The following is a 15,858-nucleotide window of genomic DNA, read 5'->3' on the forward strand; positions in this document are numbered from 1 at the left end:
CTTTTTTGCCGAGTCTTAATAAAAACTTAACAGCCTACAAATGTACATCATTTAATATTATTATTTACTTTTGAGCCCAAGTTTGTAACAAACTTAATTTAAATTTAATCTAGTGATTTATGAAAATTAGAAACTTAATTGCTCTTTTTATTGTAGTATTCGCAATTTCTGGAGTACATGCCCAAGCCAAAAAATACAACATTCATACGGTGGCATTTTACAATTTTGAGAACTTATTTGATACCATTAACGACCCTAAAATCATTGATGAAGAATGGTTGCCTGGCGGTGCTCAGAACTGGACTTCAAAGAAATATCATCAAAAATTAGAAAACTTAGCGCATGTATTATCAGAAATAGGAACAAGTGGAAATCCAAATGCTCCAACGTTGATAGGTGGTGCCGAAATTGAAAATAGAGGCGTTCTAGAAGATCTTATCAAACAACCTAAAATGTTGGCAAACGATTATGGTATTGTTCACTTTGACTCTCCCGATAAAAGAGGAATTGATGTGGCGTTACTCTATCAGAAAAAACATTTTAAACCGACAAGTTACATCAACATTCCGCTTATAATCTATAAAAAACAAGAAGCTAAAGTAACAAAAAAAGAAAAAGACGAAGAAACCGATGATAAAGTAGCAGAGGACAATACCTCTGAACGAGTATTCACTAGAGATCAATTATTGGTAACAGGATTTTTAGATGGGGAAGAAGTAAATATCATTGTCAATCACTGGCCTTCTCGTGCAGGTGGGGAAAAGAAAAGTTCTCCTTTTCGTGAAGCGGCGGGAGCATTAAACAGAAAAATTATCGATTCGCTTGTTAAAATAAACCCCAACGCTAAAATCATCACTATGGGTGATTTGAATGATGGGTCTTACAACCGTAGTGTAAAAGTAGCCTTAGGTGCTAAGTTGAAAAAAACAGAATTGAAAGCCCCTGGCGATATTTACAACCCTTTTGAGCAAATGGCCAAAGAAGGAAATGCGACGCTATTCTACAGAGATGCAGGTGATATTTTTGATCAAATTATGGTTTCAGAACCGTTAACAAGAAGTGATTACACCTCATTTCGTTATTGGAAAGCAGGGATTTGGAATCCGCCCTATTTAATACAAACGACAGGACAATACAAAGGATATCCTTTGCGACACTCCATGAACGATGTAGGGTTTAGTGACCACTTTCCCGTATACATTTACCTTATAAAACAAATGAATTAATAGCATAAAAGGGGTTGATGTATTCTCCCCTTTTTTTTATTTTCGTACCAAAAAACAATGGCTGTACAGAAACCCTTTCATTTGAATCAATGGATTCAAGAAAACAAACATTTATTAGTTCCACCTGTTGGAAATAAAAATATTTATGTGGAATCGGGAGACTATATCGTGATGATTGTTGCCGGACCCAATGCTCGAAAAGACTATCACTATAATGAAACCGAAGAACTTTTTTATCAATTAGAAGGTGACATAACGGTTTATATTCAAGAAGACGGTGTAAAAAAAGCCATGCCACTCTCGGCAGGCGACATGTTTTTACTTCCTGCTAAAGTGCCTCATTCGCCAAGCAGAACCGAACACTCAATTGGATTAGTTATCGAACGAAAACGTGCTGGGATGGGGTATAGAGATGGCTTGTTGTGGTTTTGCGAAAACTGCAATCACAAACTACATGAAGCTTATTTTGAGCTGCACGATATTGAAAATGATTTTCTTTCGCATTTTAATGATTTTTATAGTTCTGAAGAAAAAAGAACATGTTCGAAGTGCGGAACGGTTATGGAAACTCATTCAAAATTTATAGCCAAAAAAGAAGATCAATAAACCCTTATGGGCTTGAAATCCCTAGTTTTGGTGTAGCCGTCTGAAATCGGCAAGGATGTAGCACCTGCATTTCAGTCTTCACTGTAAAAATATTTTAGGAGCAAAAAAAAACGAAAGAGCTTCATTTTATCTCTAATTTGAGCCCAATAAAGCCTAGTATGCCTACGGGTATTAAAAATTCAAAATAAACCGCTACTTTTGTATAAAATTTTAACAAACAAAAACAAACAAAACATATCATGTCAACAATTGCACAACAATTCGGAATGACCGAAGCCCTTGAAATCCTTGGTGTAAAAGCCATCAATGATGGAACTTCAACAGGAAGCCATCATTTTTCAAATGGAGACCTCATCGAGAGTTATTCTCCAGTAGACGGACAACTTATAGGAAAAGTACGCACGACCACAGCGGCTGATTATGAAAAAGTGATGGAAACTGCCACCGCCGCTTTTCTAACGTTTAGAGCCATGCCTGCACCACAACGTGGCGAAATTGTTCGTCAATTTGGAAATAAATTAAGAGAACTAAAAGAGCCTCTTGGAAAATTAGTTTCTTATGAAATGGGAAAATCGCTTCAAGAAGGATATGGAGAAGTACAAGAAATGATTGACATCTGCGACTTTGCAGTGGGTTTATCCCGTCAGTTAAACGGGCAAACCATTCCATCAGAACGTCCAGGTCACGTGATGAGAGAACAATGGCATCCAATTGGAGTAGTTGGAATTATATCGGCGTTTAACTTTCCAGTAGCCGTTTGGTCTTGGAATACAGCATTAGCATGGATTTGTGGTGATGTATGTGTTTGGAAAGCTTCAGAAAAAGCCCCTTTATGCTCTATCGCTTGTCAAAATATTATCGCTGGAGTTTTAAAAGCAAATAATTTACCTGAAGGAATTTCATGCATCATCAACGGAGATTATAAAGTAGGTGAAATGATGACTACCGATACTAGAATTCCATTGATTTCAGCTACAGGGTCTACTAGAATGGGACGAATTGTTGGGGCTACGGTAGCGCAACGTTTTGGAAAATCTTTATTAGAATTAGGTGGAAACAATGCAATAATCATCACGCCATCGGCCGATTTAAAAGTAGTCGTTCCAGGGGCTGTGTTTGGGGCTGTTGGTACTGCGGGACAACGTTGTACATCCACAAGACGCTTAATCATTCACGAATCGGTTTACGATAAAGTACGAGATGCCATCGTTGGTGCGTATGGTCAATTGACTATTGGAAACCCACTGGATCAAAAAAATCATATCGGACCGTTAATTGACACCGATGCTGTAAATACGTATTTAGCGGCTATTGAGAAAGCAAAAGCAGAAGGCGGAAAAGTTTTGGTTGAAGGAGGCGTTCTTTCTGGTGCTGGATACGAATCAGGATGTTATGTAAAACCCGCCATTATTGAAGCTGAAAATTCTTTTGAAATTGTACAACACGAAACGTTTGCACCCATTTTATATTTAATGAAATACAGTGGTGAAGTTGAGCATGCTATTGCATTACAAAACGGTGTGGCTCAAGGTTTATCGTCTGCTATCATGACTAACGAAATGAAAGAAGCTGAAAAATTCTTGTCTTTTGCAGGTTCCGATTGTGGAATTGCCAATGTAAATATCGGAACTTCAGGTGCTGAAATTGGTGGCGCTTTTGGTGGTGAAAAAGAAACTGGAGGCGGAAGAGAATCAGGTTCTGATGCATGGAAAGTTTATATGAGAAGACAAACCAATACCATTAATTACTCTGATCAATTGCCTTTGGCACAAGGAATTAAATTTGATTTATAATCTTTTTAAGAGAATAGAATATAGCAAAAGCGCTCTGAAAATTTCAGAGCGCTTTTTATTTAAAAGATTTGCGAACTTTTCGACAAGACTTTGTAGCCTATGCGGTTAAGTCTTATTTCGTTTTCTTAACGTATTGCGTCAAGATATAAATGTTCTGGTTTTCTACTCTTCCTTCGATTAAATTTGCATCGTCCCAAACCAGTTTGATGTTGTGTACTGCAGCGCCACGTTTTGCAGTGAAAGTCGCTCCTTTCACATCCAAATCTTTGATTAAAACTACAGAATCTCCATCCAATAAGACATTCCCATTGGAATCTTTGTGTACAATTTTTCCTTCCTCATCGTCGTCTTCTCCTGTGGCTTTTGCCCATTCTAAAGCCTCTTCATCAAGATACATCATGTCGAGTAAATCATGATTTTTAAGGCGTGCTAGCATGCGCCACGAAACAATTTGCACGGGTAAATTTTCATTCCACATACTGTCTGACAAGCCTCTCCAATCGTTTGGATTCATCAGTTCCTTGTTTTCAATTTGGTCTTTTAATGTTTTTGTAATTAAAATGCAATTTTCGGGTGTAGCTTCTGTTTTGGGTTCCACCAAATACACTACTAAATTTTCATCGCTGCCACTGATTTCACATTTAGAATTACTGCGGTCTTTCAGTCTTTTTTCGGTAATAATACTCATTTTGAGAAGGGTTTATAAATTAAAAGAGGCCCCAATATGGAACTCGAATTGGTTGTTGTAATAGTCAAACCCACTCAGATGCGAATCGTAGGATGCTAAAGGGAAACTAGTCTCCGCAAAGAGTCCAAAGCCTTGGGTGAAAAAGTATCTTCCGCCAAGATGCCCTCCAAAATTTCGTAATCCTAAATTTAAACCAGGGTAGACGTCAACATTTTTGGGCAAATGAAAAACATCGCCAATGTTGGCATTGAAACGAAATTTTACGTCGATTCGGTCTCCAAATCTAGGTTTTTCATTATTGATGGTGTTGGCATTGAGCATGTAGGAACTTAAAAACCCAACCGACATATTGGATCCCAATCCAAAATCGGACATTACGGAAATTCCCGAGCCTCCACTTTGAAGATTCAACCCCACTTGACCTTTAAGATCTCCTTTTCCTTTAAACGCTTGCGCATTAGCAAAACTACTTGCTAATACTAGCACGAACAGCACAATCCTTTTCATTTTGTTTCATTTTAGAGTACAAATATAGAAATTCAATACCAATAGTAATGACAATTTAATCTTCTATTCTCTTTATTCTATTCTCTTTATTCTATTCTCTTTATTAATTAGTTCCTACCTCTTTCTGTGGGGTATATGTGAGGCAACGGTTCGCTTTGCCAAAATTCTTTAGTATCCACATCCATTAGGGTCAAAGGCCCTTTGAAAGCAGCTCCGGTGTCGACATTCCAAATACATGCTTTTTGAATGGGAATGGTTTGCCCAATTCGGGTTACTGGCGTATGGCCTATATAAATTTCTCGGTACAACGTCAATCGTTTAGGATAAAACACACTGGTCTCTTCTAGCGTTTCATCTAGTGCGAGTGCGGTTTCCCACAACGTCCTGTCCCAATAGAACAATTTAGGAAAATATTCATAAGTTACCCCATTCATATTGGTAAATCCGGCATGAATGAACAAGCGGTTTTGCTCATCCAAATAATAATTTCTCAAGGTTTGTAAAAACGCAACATGCTTTTTCTTTGTAGCTTCAGTAACCTTTTCGTAAGCCAATACCGTAGCCTCGCCTCCGTGTTTGAACCACATGCTTTCGTCAAAGTTTTCAAAATTTCCTAATAACCAATCTAATAACAACTCATCGTGATTGCCCCGAATGAAAATGCAGTTGTGTGTGCTTCCTAAATCTATTAAAAAATCCAATACTTGTGGCGATTGACTCCAACCATCTACATAATCCCCAAGAAAAATTAAGGTGTCTTTTGTGGTTACGTGAGCACGCTCCATGATTTGATGTAGGGCACGCAACCCTCCGTGAATATCTCCTATTACTAATGTTCGGCTCATAGTTTTTAATTAACGTATAAACAAAGATAGAGAAAAGTATTTTTTTTACAGCGCCCTTTGTTTATTTGTGCTGTAAAATTATGTTCTTTTGTGATTCCGAACTCTTTCTCCTCTCGAACGTCCTCCTTTGTCATTCCGAACATCCTCCTTTGTCATTCCGAACTCGTTTCGGAATCTCGTTACCATTACGATTCATTATTTTAGATGCTGAAAGATGTTTATTTTTGACTCGTGTTGAAAACTTATCCGCCTTAAAGGCAACAATAGTGATCATTTTCGGATTTTTTCAATAGATTTTATAAACGTACCAAAACAAATAGTATATTTACTGCACTATTTCGAATTCGATTAGCTGGAACTATTCGAGGTTTTCGATAAAAAAGTAAGCTCAGGCGCGTGGTACTCAACGTTTTTCTGAGCTTTTTTTATGTTTATTTTTTTCTGTTGCGCAAGAAAAATAAATTGTTGCGCAACAATCCTTTTGTTTTTGAGCAATAGTGTTTTCCTTGTTGCGCAAGAAGAATGAAGTTGTTGGGCAAGAAGGGAGGTGTTGTTGCGCAAACTTTTTTCGATATCAGGAACGTTTAGAGCATAAAAAAACCTCCTGTAGCTGGAACTACAAGAGGTTTTCGATAAAAAATAAAAACTCAGGCGCGTGGTACTCTACGCAGCATCGTTTTTACGGTACGAAAGATTGTTCATCATCTTTTTTAGCTCTTCTCCAGGTCTAAAATTAAGACGTGCTTTTCGTACAGAACCAGAACTCACTTCGTCAGAAGTAGCGCTTCCAGTTGATCTAACCCCCAATTGAAAGGTGCCTAAATCTCCAATTTGTATAATTCTACCTTCTTGAAGTTCCATAATAATGTTGTCTTCAAGTGCTGCTAATACGGCCAAACAATCGGCACGATTCACAGTACATTGCATTGAAATCATTTTGGCTAACCTTTTCAAATCGGTTTTACCATCTCCTACGGCCTTTGCGTAGAACTTTTGCGGTGCACTCACATCTTGTGGATTCACTCGCTGAACAGCTTTAATTTTTACAGCCATTTTGAATAAAGTTTAAATTATAAAATTATTTTTCGTCTCTGAGCAAACCTTCGGATATTTGCCTGACCTACTTTTACAAAGATAGTGTGGGAATTTAACAATAGAAAGTGCTTTTTATTAACATTATGGACTAGTTATTATCAATTTTAAGGATTATTTCAAATCTCTAGTCTAGGTGTACTGTAATGAATGAACTGAAATGGAAATGTGTTTTAGCTCCCACTATATTTTATTTTGCGCAACACGCGCATCACTTCTTTAAAATTGATATAGACGATTGGGTTTTCGTTACTTTTTAAAAAAGGCTTGGCATCAATCAATTTTTGTTTTGCCTCGTCAAAACCGTTGAGGTAGCAAATCATTAACGTAGACGGAATGTGTTCTAAATCCAATCGTTCGCGTGGGGTACACTCCTGCTTTTTTTCGAGTTTATAAAGCAAGGATACTGTCGAATTGTAAATATGAAACAAGACTTTTTTGTTGTATTGAGGAGGGTCAAAAAGCATTTCAGTTTCAATTTTGTAATACCCATTGTCATAGAAAGACAGTTTTTGTTGTTCGAGTGGATAATAACTCGTCTTATCGTTGAGTCCAAGAAGCACATATTCGGTAATGGTAAACGTATTTTCATCAAAGGCAATTTCTACTTCGTCTTGTGCCGAATAGAACAGTTTGATTTGTTCGTTGACCAACTCAATATCTACTCTTGAAAAAAAGGTTTTCTCTCTAACTTTTTTGGGAATTCCCGCCCAACAAATCACAAACAATTCCTTAAACACTTTATATTTTGAGGGCATGTCTTTGTGTCGATGATTTACAAAATCAATTACCCCATCAAGCGTATTTGAAATGCTGTTTCGTGCGTTGTTTTCAATACTGAGTACTGTGGCTGTATTTTGTTTTGAATAGGGAATCTTTTCAGATGTTGGAATAGAGTTACTCCCCACCCGCACAAAAGTTGTGAGCGCTGGTATGGTGTAAATATTTTTCTTGAAATAAGACGGTTTTGATTTGGGTTTTATCGTCACCAATCCCACCACTTTATCTTTGGGCAGGTTTGGAAAAGGGACATTTTCATATTGAATTTTGGGTGGATTTTCTAGAAACGCATTGACCAAATTCTGAATGCGGCTGTCGTCAAAAAAATCGTCTCCAATAATTTCATTCGTAGCATCTTCAACCCCCACTACAATATAAGAATTATTGGATGGATTGGAATTTGACAGCGCACAAATATGCTTTAAGAATTTTGCTTTTCCTTCCTTAGTATGCAAATTCAGTTGCTGCTTTTTATCATAAAAGCTGTTCTCATCGTTGTGAGCCAGAAGGTTTTTGATAAGTAAGCGTTTGTTGATCATTTTTAGTGAAGGGTGAAAAGTAAAAAGTGATTAGTAGGAAAAAAATGCTAATTACTAATCACTTTTCACTAATTACTAAATTTAAGGTACTTTGTTTCCCATACTTTCGGTCCAAAGGGCAAACCAGTCTATTGTGTCAAGGTGAACCGAAAGAGCATTGGATAACGCTTGTATTCGCGATAACGTGGCGGTGCCCACTACCGGAATGATTTTGGCGGGGTGTTTTAAAATCCATGCAAGCAATAAAATGTCGGCCGTTACATTGTATTTTCCCATTAAGGAATCCAATACTTTTTTTACCCTTCTCGTTTGTTCAATGTCTTCACGAAATACGGTGCCTAGTGGATTCCAACTCATGGGTGTGATGTGATGCAATTGCATGTAGTATAAACTTCCGTCGAGCATGGCTTGATGATGGGTTACTGAAAATTGAATTTGATTGTACCCTACCGCTGTTTTTTGTCGAATCAATTCAGTTTGAGAGGGAGTAAAATTAGACAATCCGAAGTCTATAATTTTTCCTTCCGATTTCAGTTTTTCTATTGCTTCGGCAATCTCATCTGCTTGCATCAGCGGACTGGGACGATGCAAGAGCAAGAGGTCTAAATAATCGGTTTGTAAATTTTTTAAAGAGTTTTCTACCGACCAAATAATGTATTCTTTAGAATAATCGTAATGTTTCAAGACATTGGGTCTTCCCTTGGTGTGTTGGATACCACATTTAGAAATCAGTTGAATTTGGTCTCTGGAAAGCCCCGTTTCAGTAAAAGCGTTTCCAAATTCGGACTCTGTAGTATAATCGCCATAAATATCGGCATGGTCAAAGGTTGTGATGTGGTTTTCTACGCAAGTCATAAGGCAACGACTCATTTCAGAACGGGAGAGATTTTTTCCCCAAATTCCCCAGTTCATGGTGCCTGCAATTATTGGCGATAATGAAGTTTTCATGTGTTTTCTATTAAAAAGTTTAAAATTACTAAAACAAAATCATAAATCATCCTTAAAAACGAGTAGGCAATGTAACTTTTAACGCATTATTAACATTCTATTCGTGTTAAAATATTCAATTTTGAAATGTTAAAATTTGAAGTCATTAGAAAACCAAAAAATAAACGCAATGGAAGAAAATGCTGCCGCTTTAGATATTAGAGCCATCAATGAAAAAATTGAAAGAGAAAGTGCTTTCATCGACCTCCTTTCTATGGAAATGAATAAGGTCATTGTAGGTCAAAAACACATGGTTGAACGATTGTTGATTGGATTGCTAGGACAAGGACATATTCTTCTCGAGGGAGTTCCTGGATTGGCAAAAACGTTGGCCATAAACACCTTGTCTCAGGCAGTTCAGGGAAGCTTTAGTAGAATACAGTTCACTCCCGATTTACTTCCAGCCGATGTAGTGGGAACGATGATTTACAACATTAAAGCCAATGATTTTTCGATAAAAAAAGGGCCTATTTTTGCCAATTTCGTTTTGGCAGATGAGATCAATCGTGCGCCTGCCAAAGTACAATCGGCTTTGCTGGAAGCGATGCAGGAAAAACAAGTTACTATTGGCGATACAACTTTTAAGTTAGAAAAACCGTTTTTGGTTTTGGCAACTCAGAATCCGATTGAACAAGAAGGAACCTATCCATTGCCCGAAGCTCAGGTGGATCGTTTTATGCTCAAAACGGTCATTGATTATCCTAAAATGGATGAAGAGCGTTTGGTGATTCGACAAAACTTAAAAGGAGGCTTTGAAAAAGTCAATGCTGTGGTTTCTGTAGATCAGATTTTGAGAGCTCAAGAAGCCGTGAGAAGTGTATACATGGATGAAAAAATTGAAAAATACATTCTCGACATCATCTTTGCGACTCGTTTCCCTGAAAAATATAATTTAGAAAGCCTAAAACCTTTAATCAGTTTTGGATCTTCACCACGTGGAAGCATCAATTTGGCTACCGCTGCCAAATGCTATGCCTTCATCAAACGAAGAGGGTATGTAATTCCTGAAGATGTTAGAGCGGTGGTTCACGATGTGTTGCGTCATAGAATTGGCGTGACGTATGAAGCGGAGGCAGAAAACATCACTTCGGTAGACATCATCAACAAAATTGTAAACGAAATCGAAGTGCCTTAAATCAGTTAGCCGTATTCAGTGTTTAGTATTCAGGAATTAACTGAACACTAAAAACTGAGTTCTGAACACTATCAATAGATGGAAACAAAAGACCTACTTAAAAAAGTTCGTAAAATAGAAATCAAAACCCGAAGATTGAGCGATCATATTTTCTCGGGGGAATATCATACGTCGTTTAAAGGACGCGGAATGACCTTTTCGGAAGTACGTCAATACCAATTTGGAGATGATATTCGTGCCATTGATTGGAATGTTACCGCACGCTATAACGAACCGTATGTAAAAGTTTTTGAAGAAGAACGCGAACTCACTATGATGTTAATGGTTGATGTTTCGGGTTCTGAACGTTTTGGTACCAAAAATCAGCTTAAAAGTGAAATGGTTACTGAAATTGCCGCAACTATGGCGTTTTCGGCTACCCAAAACAATGATAAAATTGGATTGATTTTGTTTTCAGATGAAATCGAATTGTATATTCCACCTAAAAAAGGGAAATCTCACGTGCTTCGAATCATTCGAGAATTAATTGAATTTCAACCGAAAAGTCGAAAAACGGATTTAACACAAGCCTTGAAATTTTTATCGGCTACACAAAAGAAAAAGGCCATTGTTTTTTTGATTTCCGATTTTATGGTTGCTGAGGATTATGAAAAAACATTGAAAATTGCAGGAAAAAAACACGATATCACAGGTATTCGGGTGTATGATATCCGAGAAGAGAAAATGCCAAACATCGGAATGGTCGAAATGGAAGATGCCGAGTCGGGCGAAATTTTAGTGGTGGATACGAGTTCAAAAAGTGTGCGCATGAATTACGAGAAAAACTATCAAGAAAAAGTGACTTATTTTAAGGATATTTTTTCAAAATGTGGTTCAGGTATCGTGAATACGCGTGTAGATGAAAGTTATGTAACCAAATTATTAGGTTATTTTAAATCGAGAGGATGATTTCAGATTTTAATTAAACCCATTACATAGTAGCGTTTTTAACTAAAATTAGTATCTAAATATTAACTTAAGAAAAACAAAAAAATAAAGAACAAAACATTTAAATCTGAAGATTGATAAAATTTCTAAATAAAAGGTATGCCTAATCGTTTATCTTCAATCAACAATCAAATGAATTTTAAATTATACATACTATTTCTATTCACAACAACGCTTTTTGCACAAAAAGTGAGCACGTCTATTGATCACCCTAAGAAAAAAATTGGCGCTGAATTTCAATTGACTCTTAAAACTAGTGTGCGAAAAAACGATAAAGTAATTTTTCCGAAAGCAAAAAATTTTGGTCCCTTGGAAGTTATAGAATCCTATCCTGTAGATTCTATCAAAACGAATGATCGTGTTGACCTTGTAAAAAAATACGGACTCACCCAGTTCGACTCGGGTACGTATGTTATTCCCAGAATGCTTGTGCTTATTAATGGAAAACCGGAGTATTCAGATAGTATAAAAGTAGAAGTCAACGATGTGAAAGTAGACACCTTGCGGCAAAAGATGTATGATATTAAAAACATCATTCCTGTTGCTACAGAAAGCCCTTGGGGATTCTATCTTTTACTTCTACTGGGAGCGCTTGGTCTTGGAGGATTAGGATATTGGTTGTATAAAAAATACATGCCTCAAAAACGTGAAGAGGAAACAATTACCTATAAAACCCCTATTGAAAAAGCGACTTCTTTATTGCAACAATTGGAGCGAAAAGAATTGATTCAACGTGGGGAGGTAAAATCATATTATTCTGAGTTGACCCAAATCGCGCGAAATTATATCGAAGAGGAAATTCAAATTCCTGCTATGGAAAGTACCACTTCCGAGCTTATTGTTGCTTTGCGCACTGTGGCAAGACAAAAGAAATTAAAATTAACGAATGAAACGTTAGAAAATTTAGAAAAAGTCTTGCAAAAAGCCGATTTGGTAAAATTTGCGAAAGAAAAGCCGTTAGATTTTGAAATTGAAGAGGATAAAAAACGCATTACAAGCACTATTGTAACCATACACAAAGCTTTGCCTGAAGAAGTAGAAGATACCGATGCTCTTGAGGCTTGGAATGCACAACAACAAGAAGCATTGAGATTGTTACAATTAAAAAAAGCGAAACAAAAAAAGCGTATAACCCAAATCCGTTTGGTTTTTGCCGTCCTTGTACTTGCTTTGTCCACTTTGGTATATGCTAAAGGCTTTGATTATGTTAAAGATGCTATTTTTGGAAACGAAGCGAAAGCGTTATTAGAAGGAGAATGGATTTTGAGTGATTATGGAAATCCTAGTATCACTATCGAAACTCCTGAAGTTCTACAAAGAATCGATGCCACAAAGAACGTTCCCAAAGAAACTTATGCCATTTTAAAAGAAATGCAGATGTTTGAATTTGGAGATTTAAATCATGCCTTATACATAGCGGTTTCTACTAAAAAATTCAAAGAAACAACCGACATTAATTTTGATACTGTTTTGGAAGGATTTACTAAAAATTGGGAACAAAAAGGGGCACAAAATATTTTATTCAAACAAGAAACGTACAACACGACTAAAGGCGTTAGTGGCGTTAAAGCTTTCGGAACGATGACGGTGCTTAATAAAGAAAACAATTCCAGTCAGAAGATGTATTATGAACTTCTTCTTTTTAAACAAGATGGCGGATTGCAACAAATTATGGTTGCTCATCGAGAAGGAGATGCTTTCGGGAAAAAGATATTGGAACGGGTAATCAATTCGGTAGAACTTAAAATTTCGCAACAATAATGGAGAACATAAGTTTTTTACATCCTGCTTTCTTTTGGTTGTTTGTGTTGATTCCTATAGCCGCTTTTTGGTTGTTTTGGAAAAAAGATACGCAAACTCCAAGTTTGAAAATAAGTAGTGTTGCCGGATTTAAAACCAAAAAAACACTTGCCTCGCAATTAAAACCTTATGTAGGCATTTTGCGTTTGATGGCGTTAAGTGCTTTAATTATTGCTTTGGCACGACCTAGAACGGTAGACATTAGCAATGAAACAAAAACCACAAAGGGCATCGATATTGTTATGGCAATTGACTTGTCAAGTAGTATGTTGGCGCGTGATTTAAAACCAAATCGGATGGAAGCTTTGAAAAAAGTAGCTATGAATTTTGTTGACGACCGACCCAATGATCGTATCGGAGTGGTCGTGTATGCGGGTGAAGCCTACACCAAAGCGCCTGTGACCAGTGATAAAGCTATTGTTAAACAAGCCCTTCAAGATATTCACTATGATGAAGTGCTTCAAGATGGCACAGGAATTGGAATGGGATTGACTACAGCAGTCAACCGATTGAAAGAAAGTAAAGCCAAAAGTAAAGTAATTATATTGCTTACAGACGGAGTGAACAATTCAGGTTTTATTGAGCCCGAAACAGCTTCAGAAATTGCTAAGGAATATGGAATAAAAGTCTATACCATTGGTTTAGGGTCCAACGGGATGGCTGAATTTCCCTATCAATATGCTCCCAATGGACGCGATTTTTTATACAAGTTAATGCCTGTTGAAATTGATGAAAAATTGATGAAAACCATAGCAGCAAATACTGGAGGGAAATACTATCGTGCCACAAGTAATACCAAATTAGAATCAATATATAAAGAAATTAATAAGCTCGAGACTACAGAAATTCAAGAGTTGAAATACTATGATTATGACGAAATGTATCGCCCTTTTGTGTGGCTTGCAGGATTTTTGTTGCTCCTAGAAGTGTTGTTAAAAAATACGATTTTTAAAAGTTTTATTTAAAAGAAAAAGAGACTAGATTTTAGACGTTTCTCTAAAAATCTAAATTCGAAAAATATGTACGAATTAGAAGAAAAAGGATATTTATATCTGCTGCTGATTATTCCAGTGCTGGTCTTGTTGTATGTTTATGTTTTTTATTGGAAACGTAAAAAGCAACAAGAGTTTGGTGATAGTTTATTACTTCAAAGTCTCAGCCCAGAAAAATCTACTTTCAAACCCATACTAAAAATGATTATGGTGTTGCTGGGTATGATTTTTCTTATCATCGGGTTAATTAATCCAAAAATGGGGATTAAGATGGAGAAAGTAAAACGACAAGGTATCGATATTGTGTTTGCTATTGACGTATCCAAAAGTATGTTGGCCGAAGATGTCGCTCCAAACCGTTTGGAGAAAAGTAAACAACTCGTTTCGCAGTTAATCAACCAATTAGGTGGAGATAAAATCGGAATTATTGCCTATTCTGGAAATGCATTTCCGGTATTACCCATGACATCAGATTATGCCGTGGCAAAAATGTTTTTACAAACCATGAATCCTGGAATGATTTCGTCCCAAGGAACGTCTATCGATCAGGCAATAGAATTGGCAGCCAATAACTTCTTTGACAAAAAAGACAAAACAAGCAAATTATTGGTGATCATTTCAGACGGAGAAGATCATTCCGACAATGCAGAAGCCGCCGCAGAAGAAAGTCAGAAAGTAGGATTGAAAATTGTAACCATAGGCGTAGGTACAGAAAAAGGAGGCCCTATTCCGCTTAAAAAGAATGGCGTGGTAGAACGTTATCAAAAAGATAAAGACGATCACGTGGTCATTACGCATAGAAATGCAAAAGTATTGGCTGCAATTGCCAAAACTACCAAGGGGGGATATGTTGATGGTAATTCAACCCGAACAGTCGTAGACTATGTAAAAAAAGTATTGCAATCTACTCAAAAATCAGATTTTGAAGGTACTATGATGGCCGATTTAAAATCGCAGTTTCAGTGGTTTATTGCTTTTGGGTTTATTGTGTTGTTTGTTGACGTATTTCTTTCAGAACGAAAAACAAAATGGGTTAGAAAACTAAATTTATTTAATGAAGAAAAAGAAGCCTCTTAATACGACAGTCGTTGTATTGAAATAAGAAATATTATGAAAAAAAGAATATTCTACTTGTTGATTTTGTGTTCTTGTGTGCTTCAAGCGCAACAAAAAGATAAATTTTTGCCTAAAGGTGACGAAGCATTTGGGGCGAAAAAATATGTAGAAGCGGAGGCAAATTATAGAATATCACAATCCAAATTTAAGAAAAAAGCGATTTCTTCTTACAATTTAGGAACCACAATTTACAAGCAAAACCAACCTTCCGAAGCGAAAGGACAGTTTTTAAAAGCCATTCATGATGCCAAAACCAAAGAAGAAAAACATCATGCCTACCATAATTTTGGAAATACCTTAATGAAGGAAAAAGAATATGCTAGTGCTGTACAAGCCTACAAAAATGCTTTACGCAACAATCCTAATGATGATGAAACACGATACAATTATGCATTAGCCAAAAAAATGTTGAAAGAAAATCCGCCGAAAAACAACGACAAGAACAAGGATAAAAATAAAGATAAGGATAAAAATAAAGACCAAAACAAAGATAAAGACAAGAATAAAGATCAAAATAAACAAGATACTAAAAACCAAAACAACCCAAATAACAAGAATCAAAACAACAAGAGCCAACCCAATTCAGGAAACAATCAGAGTCCACAGCCTAAACCGACGGGGGCATCAAAACAACGAATTGATAACTTGCTCGATGCTGTAAATAATGAAGAGAAAAAGGTTCAGCAAAAAGTGAATGCTCAAAAAGTACAAGCAAAACCACAAAAACCTGAAAAAGATTGGTAAGAATATTTAAGATTAAATTGA

Annotated in this window: 15 protein-coding genes; 9 read left to right on the top strand and 6 right to left on the bottom strand. The window is 36.5% G+C overall.

What is annotated here, in order from left to right:
* Positions 1–119 precede the first annotated feature (119 nt).
* From CLV55_RS09270 to amaB, 3 genes are all read left to right on the top strand, one after another.
* A complete protein-coding gene (locus CLV55_RS09270) occupies positions 120–1,226 on the top strand; it encodes an endonuclease/exonuclease/phosphatase family protein (RefSeq protein WP_112113515.1) in 1,107 nt (368 codons plus the stop codon).
* 57 nt (positions 1,227–1,283) lie between these two features.
* Positions 1,284–1,832 carry a 3-hydroxyanthranilate 3,4-dioxygenase gene (locus CLV55_RS09275; RefSeq protein ID WP_112113516.1) on the top strand — a complete coding sequence of 183 codons (549 nt, stop codon included), beginning with the start codon at positions 1,284–1,286 and terminating at the stop codon, positions 1,830–1,832.
* A gap of 239 nt (positions 1,833–2,071) precedes the next feature.
* Positions 2,072–3,625 (top strand): L-piperidine-6-carboxylate dehydrogenase, encoded by a 1,554-nt coding sequence (gene amaB / locus CLV55_RS09280; protein WP_112113517.1) that lies wholly within the window; start codon positions 2,072–2,074, stop codon positions 3,623–3,625.
* Between the two features lie 112 nt (positions 3,626–3,737).
* On the opposite strand, the gene CLV55_RS09285 is transcribed toward amaB, so the two are convergent.
* The 6 genes from CLV55_RS09285 to CLV55_RS09310 all read right to left on the bottom strand — a co-directional run bounded on the left by CLV55_RS09285 (position 3,738) and on the right by CLV55_RS09310 (position 9,024).
* Positions 3,738–4,313, bottom strand: a complete 576-nt coding sequence (locus CLV55_RS09285; protein WP_112113518.1) for a PhnA domain-containing protein — start codon at positions 4,311–4,313, stop codon at positions 3,738–3,740.
* A 12-nt stretch (positions 4,314–4,325) separates the two neighbouring features.
* On the bottom strand, positions 4,326–4,820 hold the full coding sequence (locus tag CLV55_RS09290) for a DUF6646 family protein (protein ID WP_112113519.1): 495 nt from the start codon (positions 4,818–4,820) through the stop codon (positions 4,326–4,328).
* Between the two features lie 107 nt (positions 4,821–4,927).
* Positions 4,928–5,665: a metallophosphoesterase gene (locus CLV55_RS09295; protein WP_112113520.1), complete on the bottom strand. Its 738-nt coding sequence runs from the start codon at positions 5,663–5,665 to the stop codon at positions 4,928–4,930.
* 663 nt (positions 5,666–6,328) lie between these two features.
* Positions 6,329–6,718, bottom strand: coding sequence for an HU family DNA-binding protein (locus CLV55_RS09300; protein WP_112113521.1), 390 nt, complete (start codon positions 6,716–6,718; stop codon positions 6,329–6,331).
* 212 nt (positions 6,719–6,930) lie between these two features.
* Positions 6,931–8,076 carry an ATP-binding protein gene (locus CLV55_RS09305; protein ID WP_112113522.1) on the bottom strand — a complete coding sequence of 382 codons (1,146 nt, stop codon included), beginning with the start codon at positions 8,074–8,076 and terminating at the stop codon, positions 6,931–6,933.
* Positions 8,077–8,157: 81 nt separating this feature from the next.
* The gene (locus CLV55_RS09310) at positions 8,158–9,024 is read right to left on the bottom strand and encodes an aldo/keto reductase (RefSeq protein WP_112113523.1); all 867 of its coding nucleotides are present in this window, start codon (positions 9,022–9,024) and stop codon (positions 8,158–8,160) included.
* Positions 9,025–9,193: 169 nt separating this feature from the next.
* Here CLV55_RS09310 and CLV55_RS09315 point away from each other — a divergent pair, with 169 nt between their 5' ends.
* The 6 genes from CLV55_RS09315 to CLV55_RS09340 all read left to right on the top strand — a co-directional run bounded on the left by CLV55_RS09315 (position 9,194) and on the right by CLV55_RS09340 (position 15,837).
* On the top strand, positions 9,194–10,198 hold the full coding sequence (locus CLV55_RS09315; RefSeq protein WP_112113524.1) for an AAA family ATPase: 1,005 nt from the start codon (positions 9,194–9,196) through the stop codon (positions 10,196–10,198).
* Positions 10,199–10,276: 78 nt separating this feature from the next.
* The gene (locus CLV55_RS09320; protein WP_112113525.1) at positions 10,277–11,146 is read left to right on the top strand and encodes a DUF58 domain-containing protein; all 870 of its coding nucleotides are present in this window, start codon (positions 10,277–10,279) and stop codon (positions 11,144–11,146) included.
* Positions 11,147–11,317: 171 nt separating this feature from the next.
* On the top strand, positions 11,318–12,946 hold the full coding sequence (locus CLV55_RS09325) for a hypothetical protein (RefSeq protein ID WP_112113593.1): 1,629 nt from the start codon (positions 11,318–11,320) through the stop codon (positions 12,944–12,946).
* On the top strand, positions 12,946–13,950 hold the full coding sequence (locus CLV55_RS09330; RefSeq protein WP_112113526.1) for a vWA domain-containing protein: 1,005 nt from the start codon (positions 12,946–12,948) through the stop codon (positions 13,948–13,950). The genes CLV55_RS09325 and CLV55_RS09330 overlap by 1 nt, the downstream gene beginning before the upstream one ends.
* A 54-nt stretch (positions 13,951–14,004) precedes the next feature.
* Positions 14,005–15,054: a VWA domain-containing protein gene (locus tag CLV55_RS09335; RefSeq protein WP_112113527.1), complete on the top strand. Its 1,050-nt coding sequence runs from the start codon at positions 14,005–14,007 to the stop codon at positions 15,052–15,054.
* Positions 15,055–15,087: 33 nt separating this feature from the next.
* Positions 15,088–15,837 carry a tetratricopeptide repeat protein gene (locus CLV55_RS09340; RefSeq protein WP_112113528.1) on the top strand — a complete coding sequence of 250 codons (750 nt, stop codon included), beginning with the start codon at positions 15,088–15,090 and terminating at the stop codon, positions 15,835–15,837.
* Positions 15,838–15,858 lie beyond the last annotated feature (21 nt).

The sequence above is a fragment of the Flavobacterium aciduliphilum genome (genome assembly GCF_003268855.1).
Taxonomy (GTDB): Bacteria; Bacteroidota; Bacteroidia; order Flavobacteriales; family Flavobacteriaceae; genus Flavobacterium; species Flavobacterium aciduliphilum.

Bases quoted from the DNA above. Each gene is read 5' to 3' on its own strand.
- CLV55_RS09290 (WP_112113519.1), bottom strand. From the start codon at position 4,820: ATGAAAAGGATTGTGCTGTTCGTGCTAGTATTAGCAAGTAGTTTTGCT.
- CLV55_RS09285 (WP_112113518.1), bottom strand. From the start codon at position 4,313: ATGAGTATTATTACCGAAAAAAGACTGAAAGACCGCAGTAATTCTAAA.
- CLV55_RS09340 (WP_112113528.1), top strand. From the start codon at position 15,088: ATGAAAAAAAGAATATTCTACTTGTTGATTTTGTGTTCTTGTGTGCTT.
- CLV55_RS09300 (WP_112113521.1), bottom strand. From the start codon at position 6,718: ATGGCTGTAAAAATTAAAGCTGTTCAGCGAGTGAATCCACAAGATGTG.
- CLV55_RS09335 (WP_112113527.1), top strand. From the start codon at position 14,005: ATGTACGAATTAGAAGAAAAAGGATATTTATATCTGCTGCTGATTATT.
- CLV55_RS09315 (WP_112113524.1), top strand. From the start codon at position 9,194: ATGGAAGAAAATGCTGCCGCTTTAGATATTAGAGCCATCAATGAAAAA.
- CLV55_RS09320 (WP_112113525.1), top strand. From the start codon at position 10,277: ATGGAAACAAAAGACCTACTTAAAAAAGTTCGTAAAATAGAAATCAAA.
- CLV55_RS09310 (WP_112113523.1), bottom strand. From the start codon at position 9,024: ATGAAAACTTCATTATCGCCAATAATTGCAGGCACCATGAACTGGGGA.
- CLV55_RS09330 (WP_112113526.1), top strand. From the start codon at position 12,946: ATGGAGAACATAAGTTTTTTACATCCTGCTTTCTTTTGGTTGTTTGTG.
- CLV55_RS09295 (WP_112113520.1), bottom strand. From the start codon at position 5,665: ATGAGCCGAACATTAGTAATAGGAGATATTCACGGAGGGTTGCGTGCC.
- CLV55_RS09305 (WP_112113522.1), bottom strand. From the start codon at position 8,076: ATGATCAACAAACGCTTACTTATCAAAAACCTTCTGGCTCACAACGAT.
- amaB (WP_112113517.1), top strand. From the start codon at position 2,072: ATGTCAACAATTGCACAACAATTCGGAATGACCGAAGCCCTTGAAATC.
- CLV55_RS09325 (WP_112113593.1), top strand. From the start codon at position 11,318: ATGAATTTTAAATTATACATACTATTTCTATTCACAACAACGCTTTTT.
- CLV55_RS09270 (WP_112113515.1), top strand. From the start codon at position 120: ATGAAAATTAGAAACTTAATTGCTCTTTTTATTGTAGTATTCGCAATT.
- CLV55_RS09275 (WP_112113516.1), top strand. From the start codon at position 1,284: ATGGCTGTACAGAAACCCTTTCATTTGAATCAATGGATTCAAGAAAAC.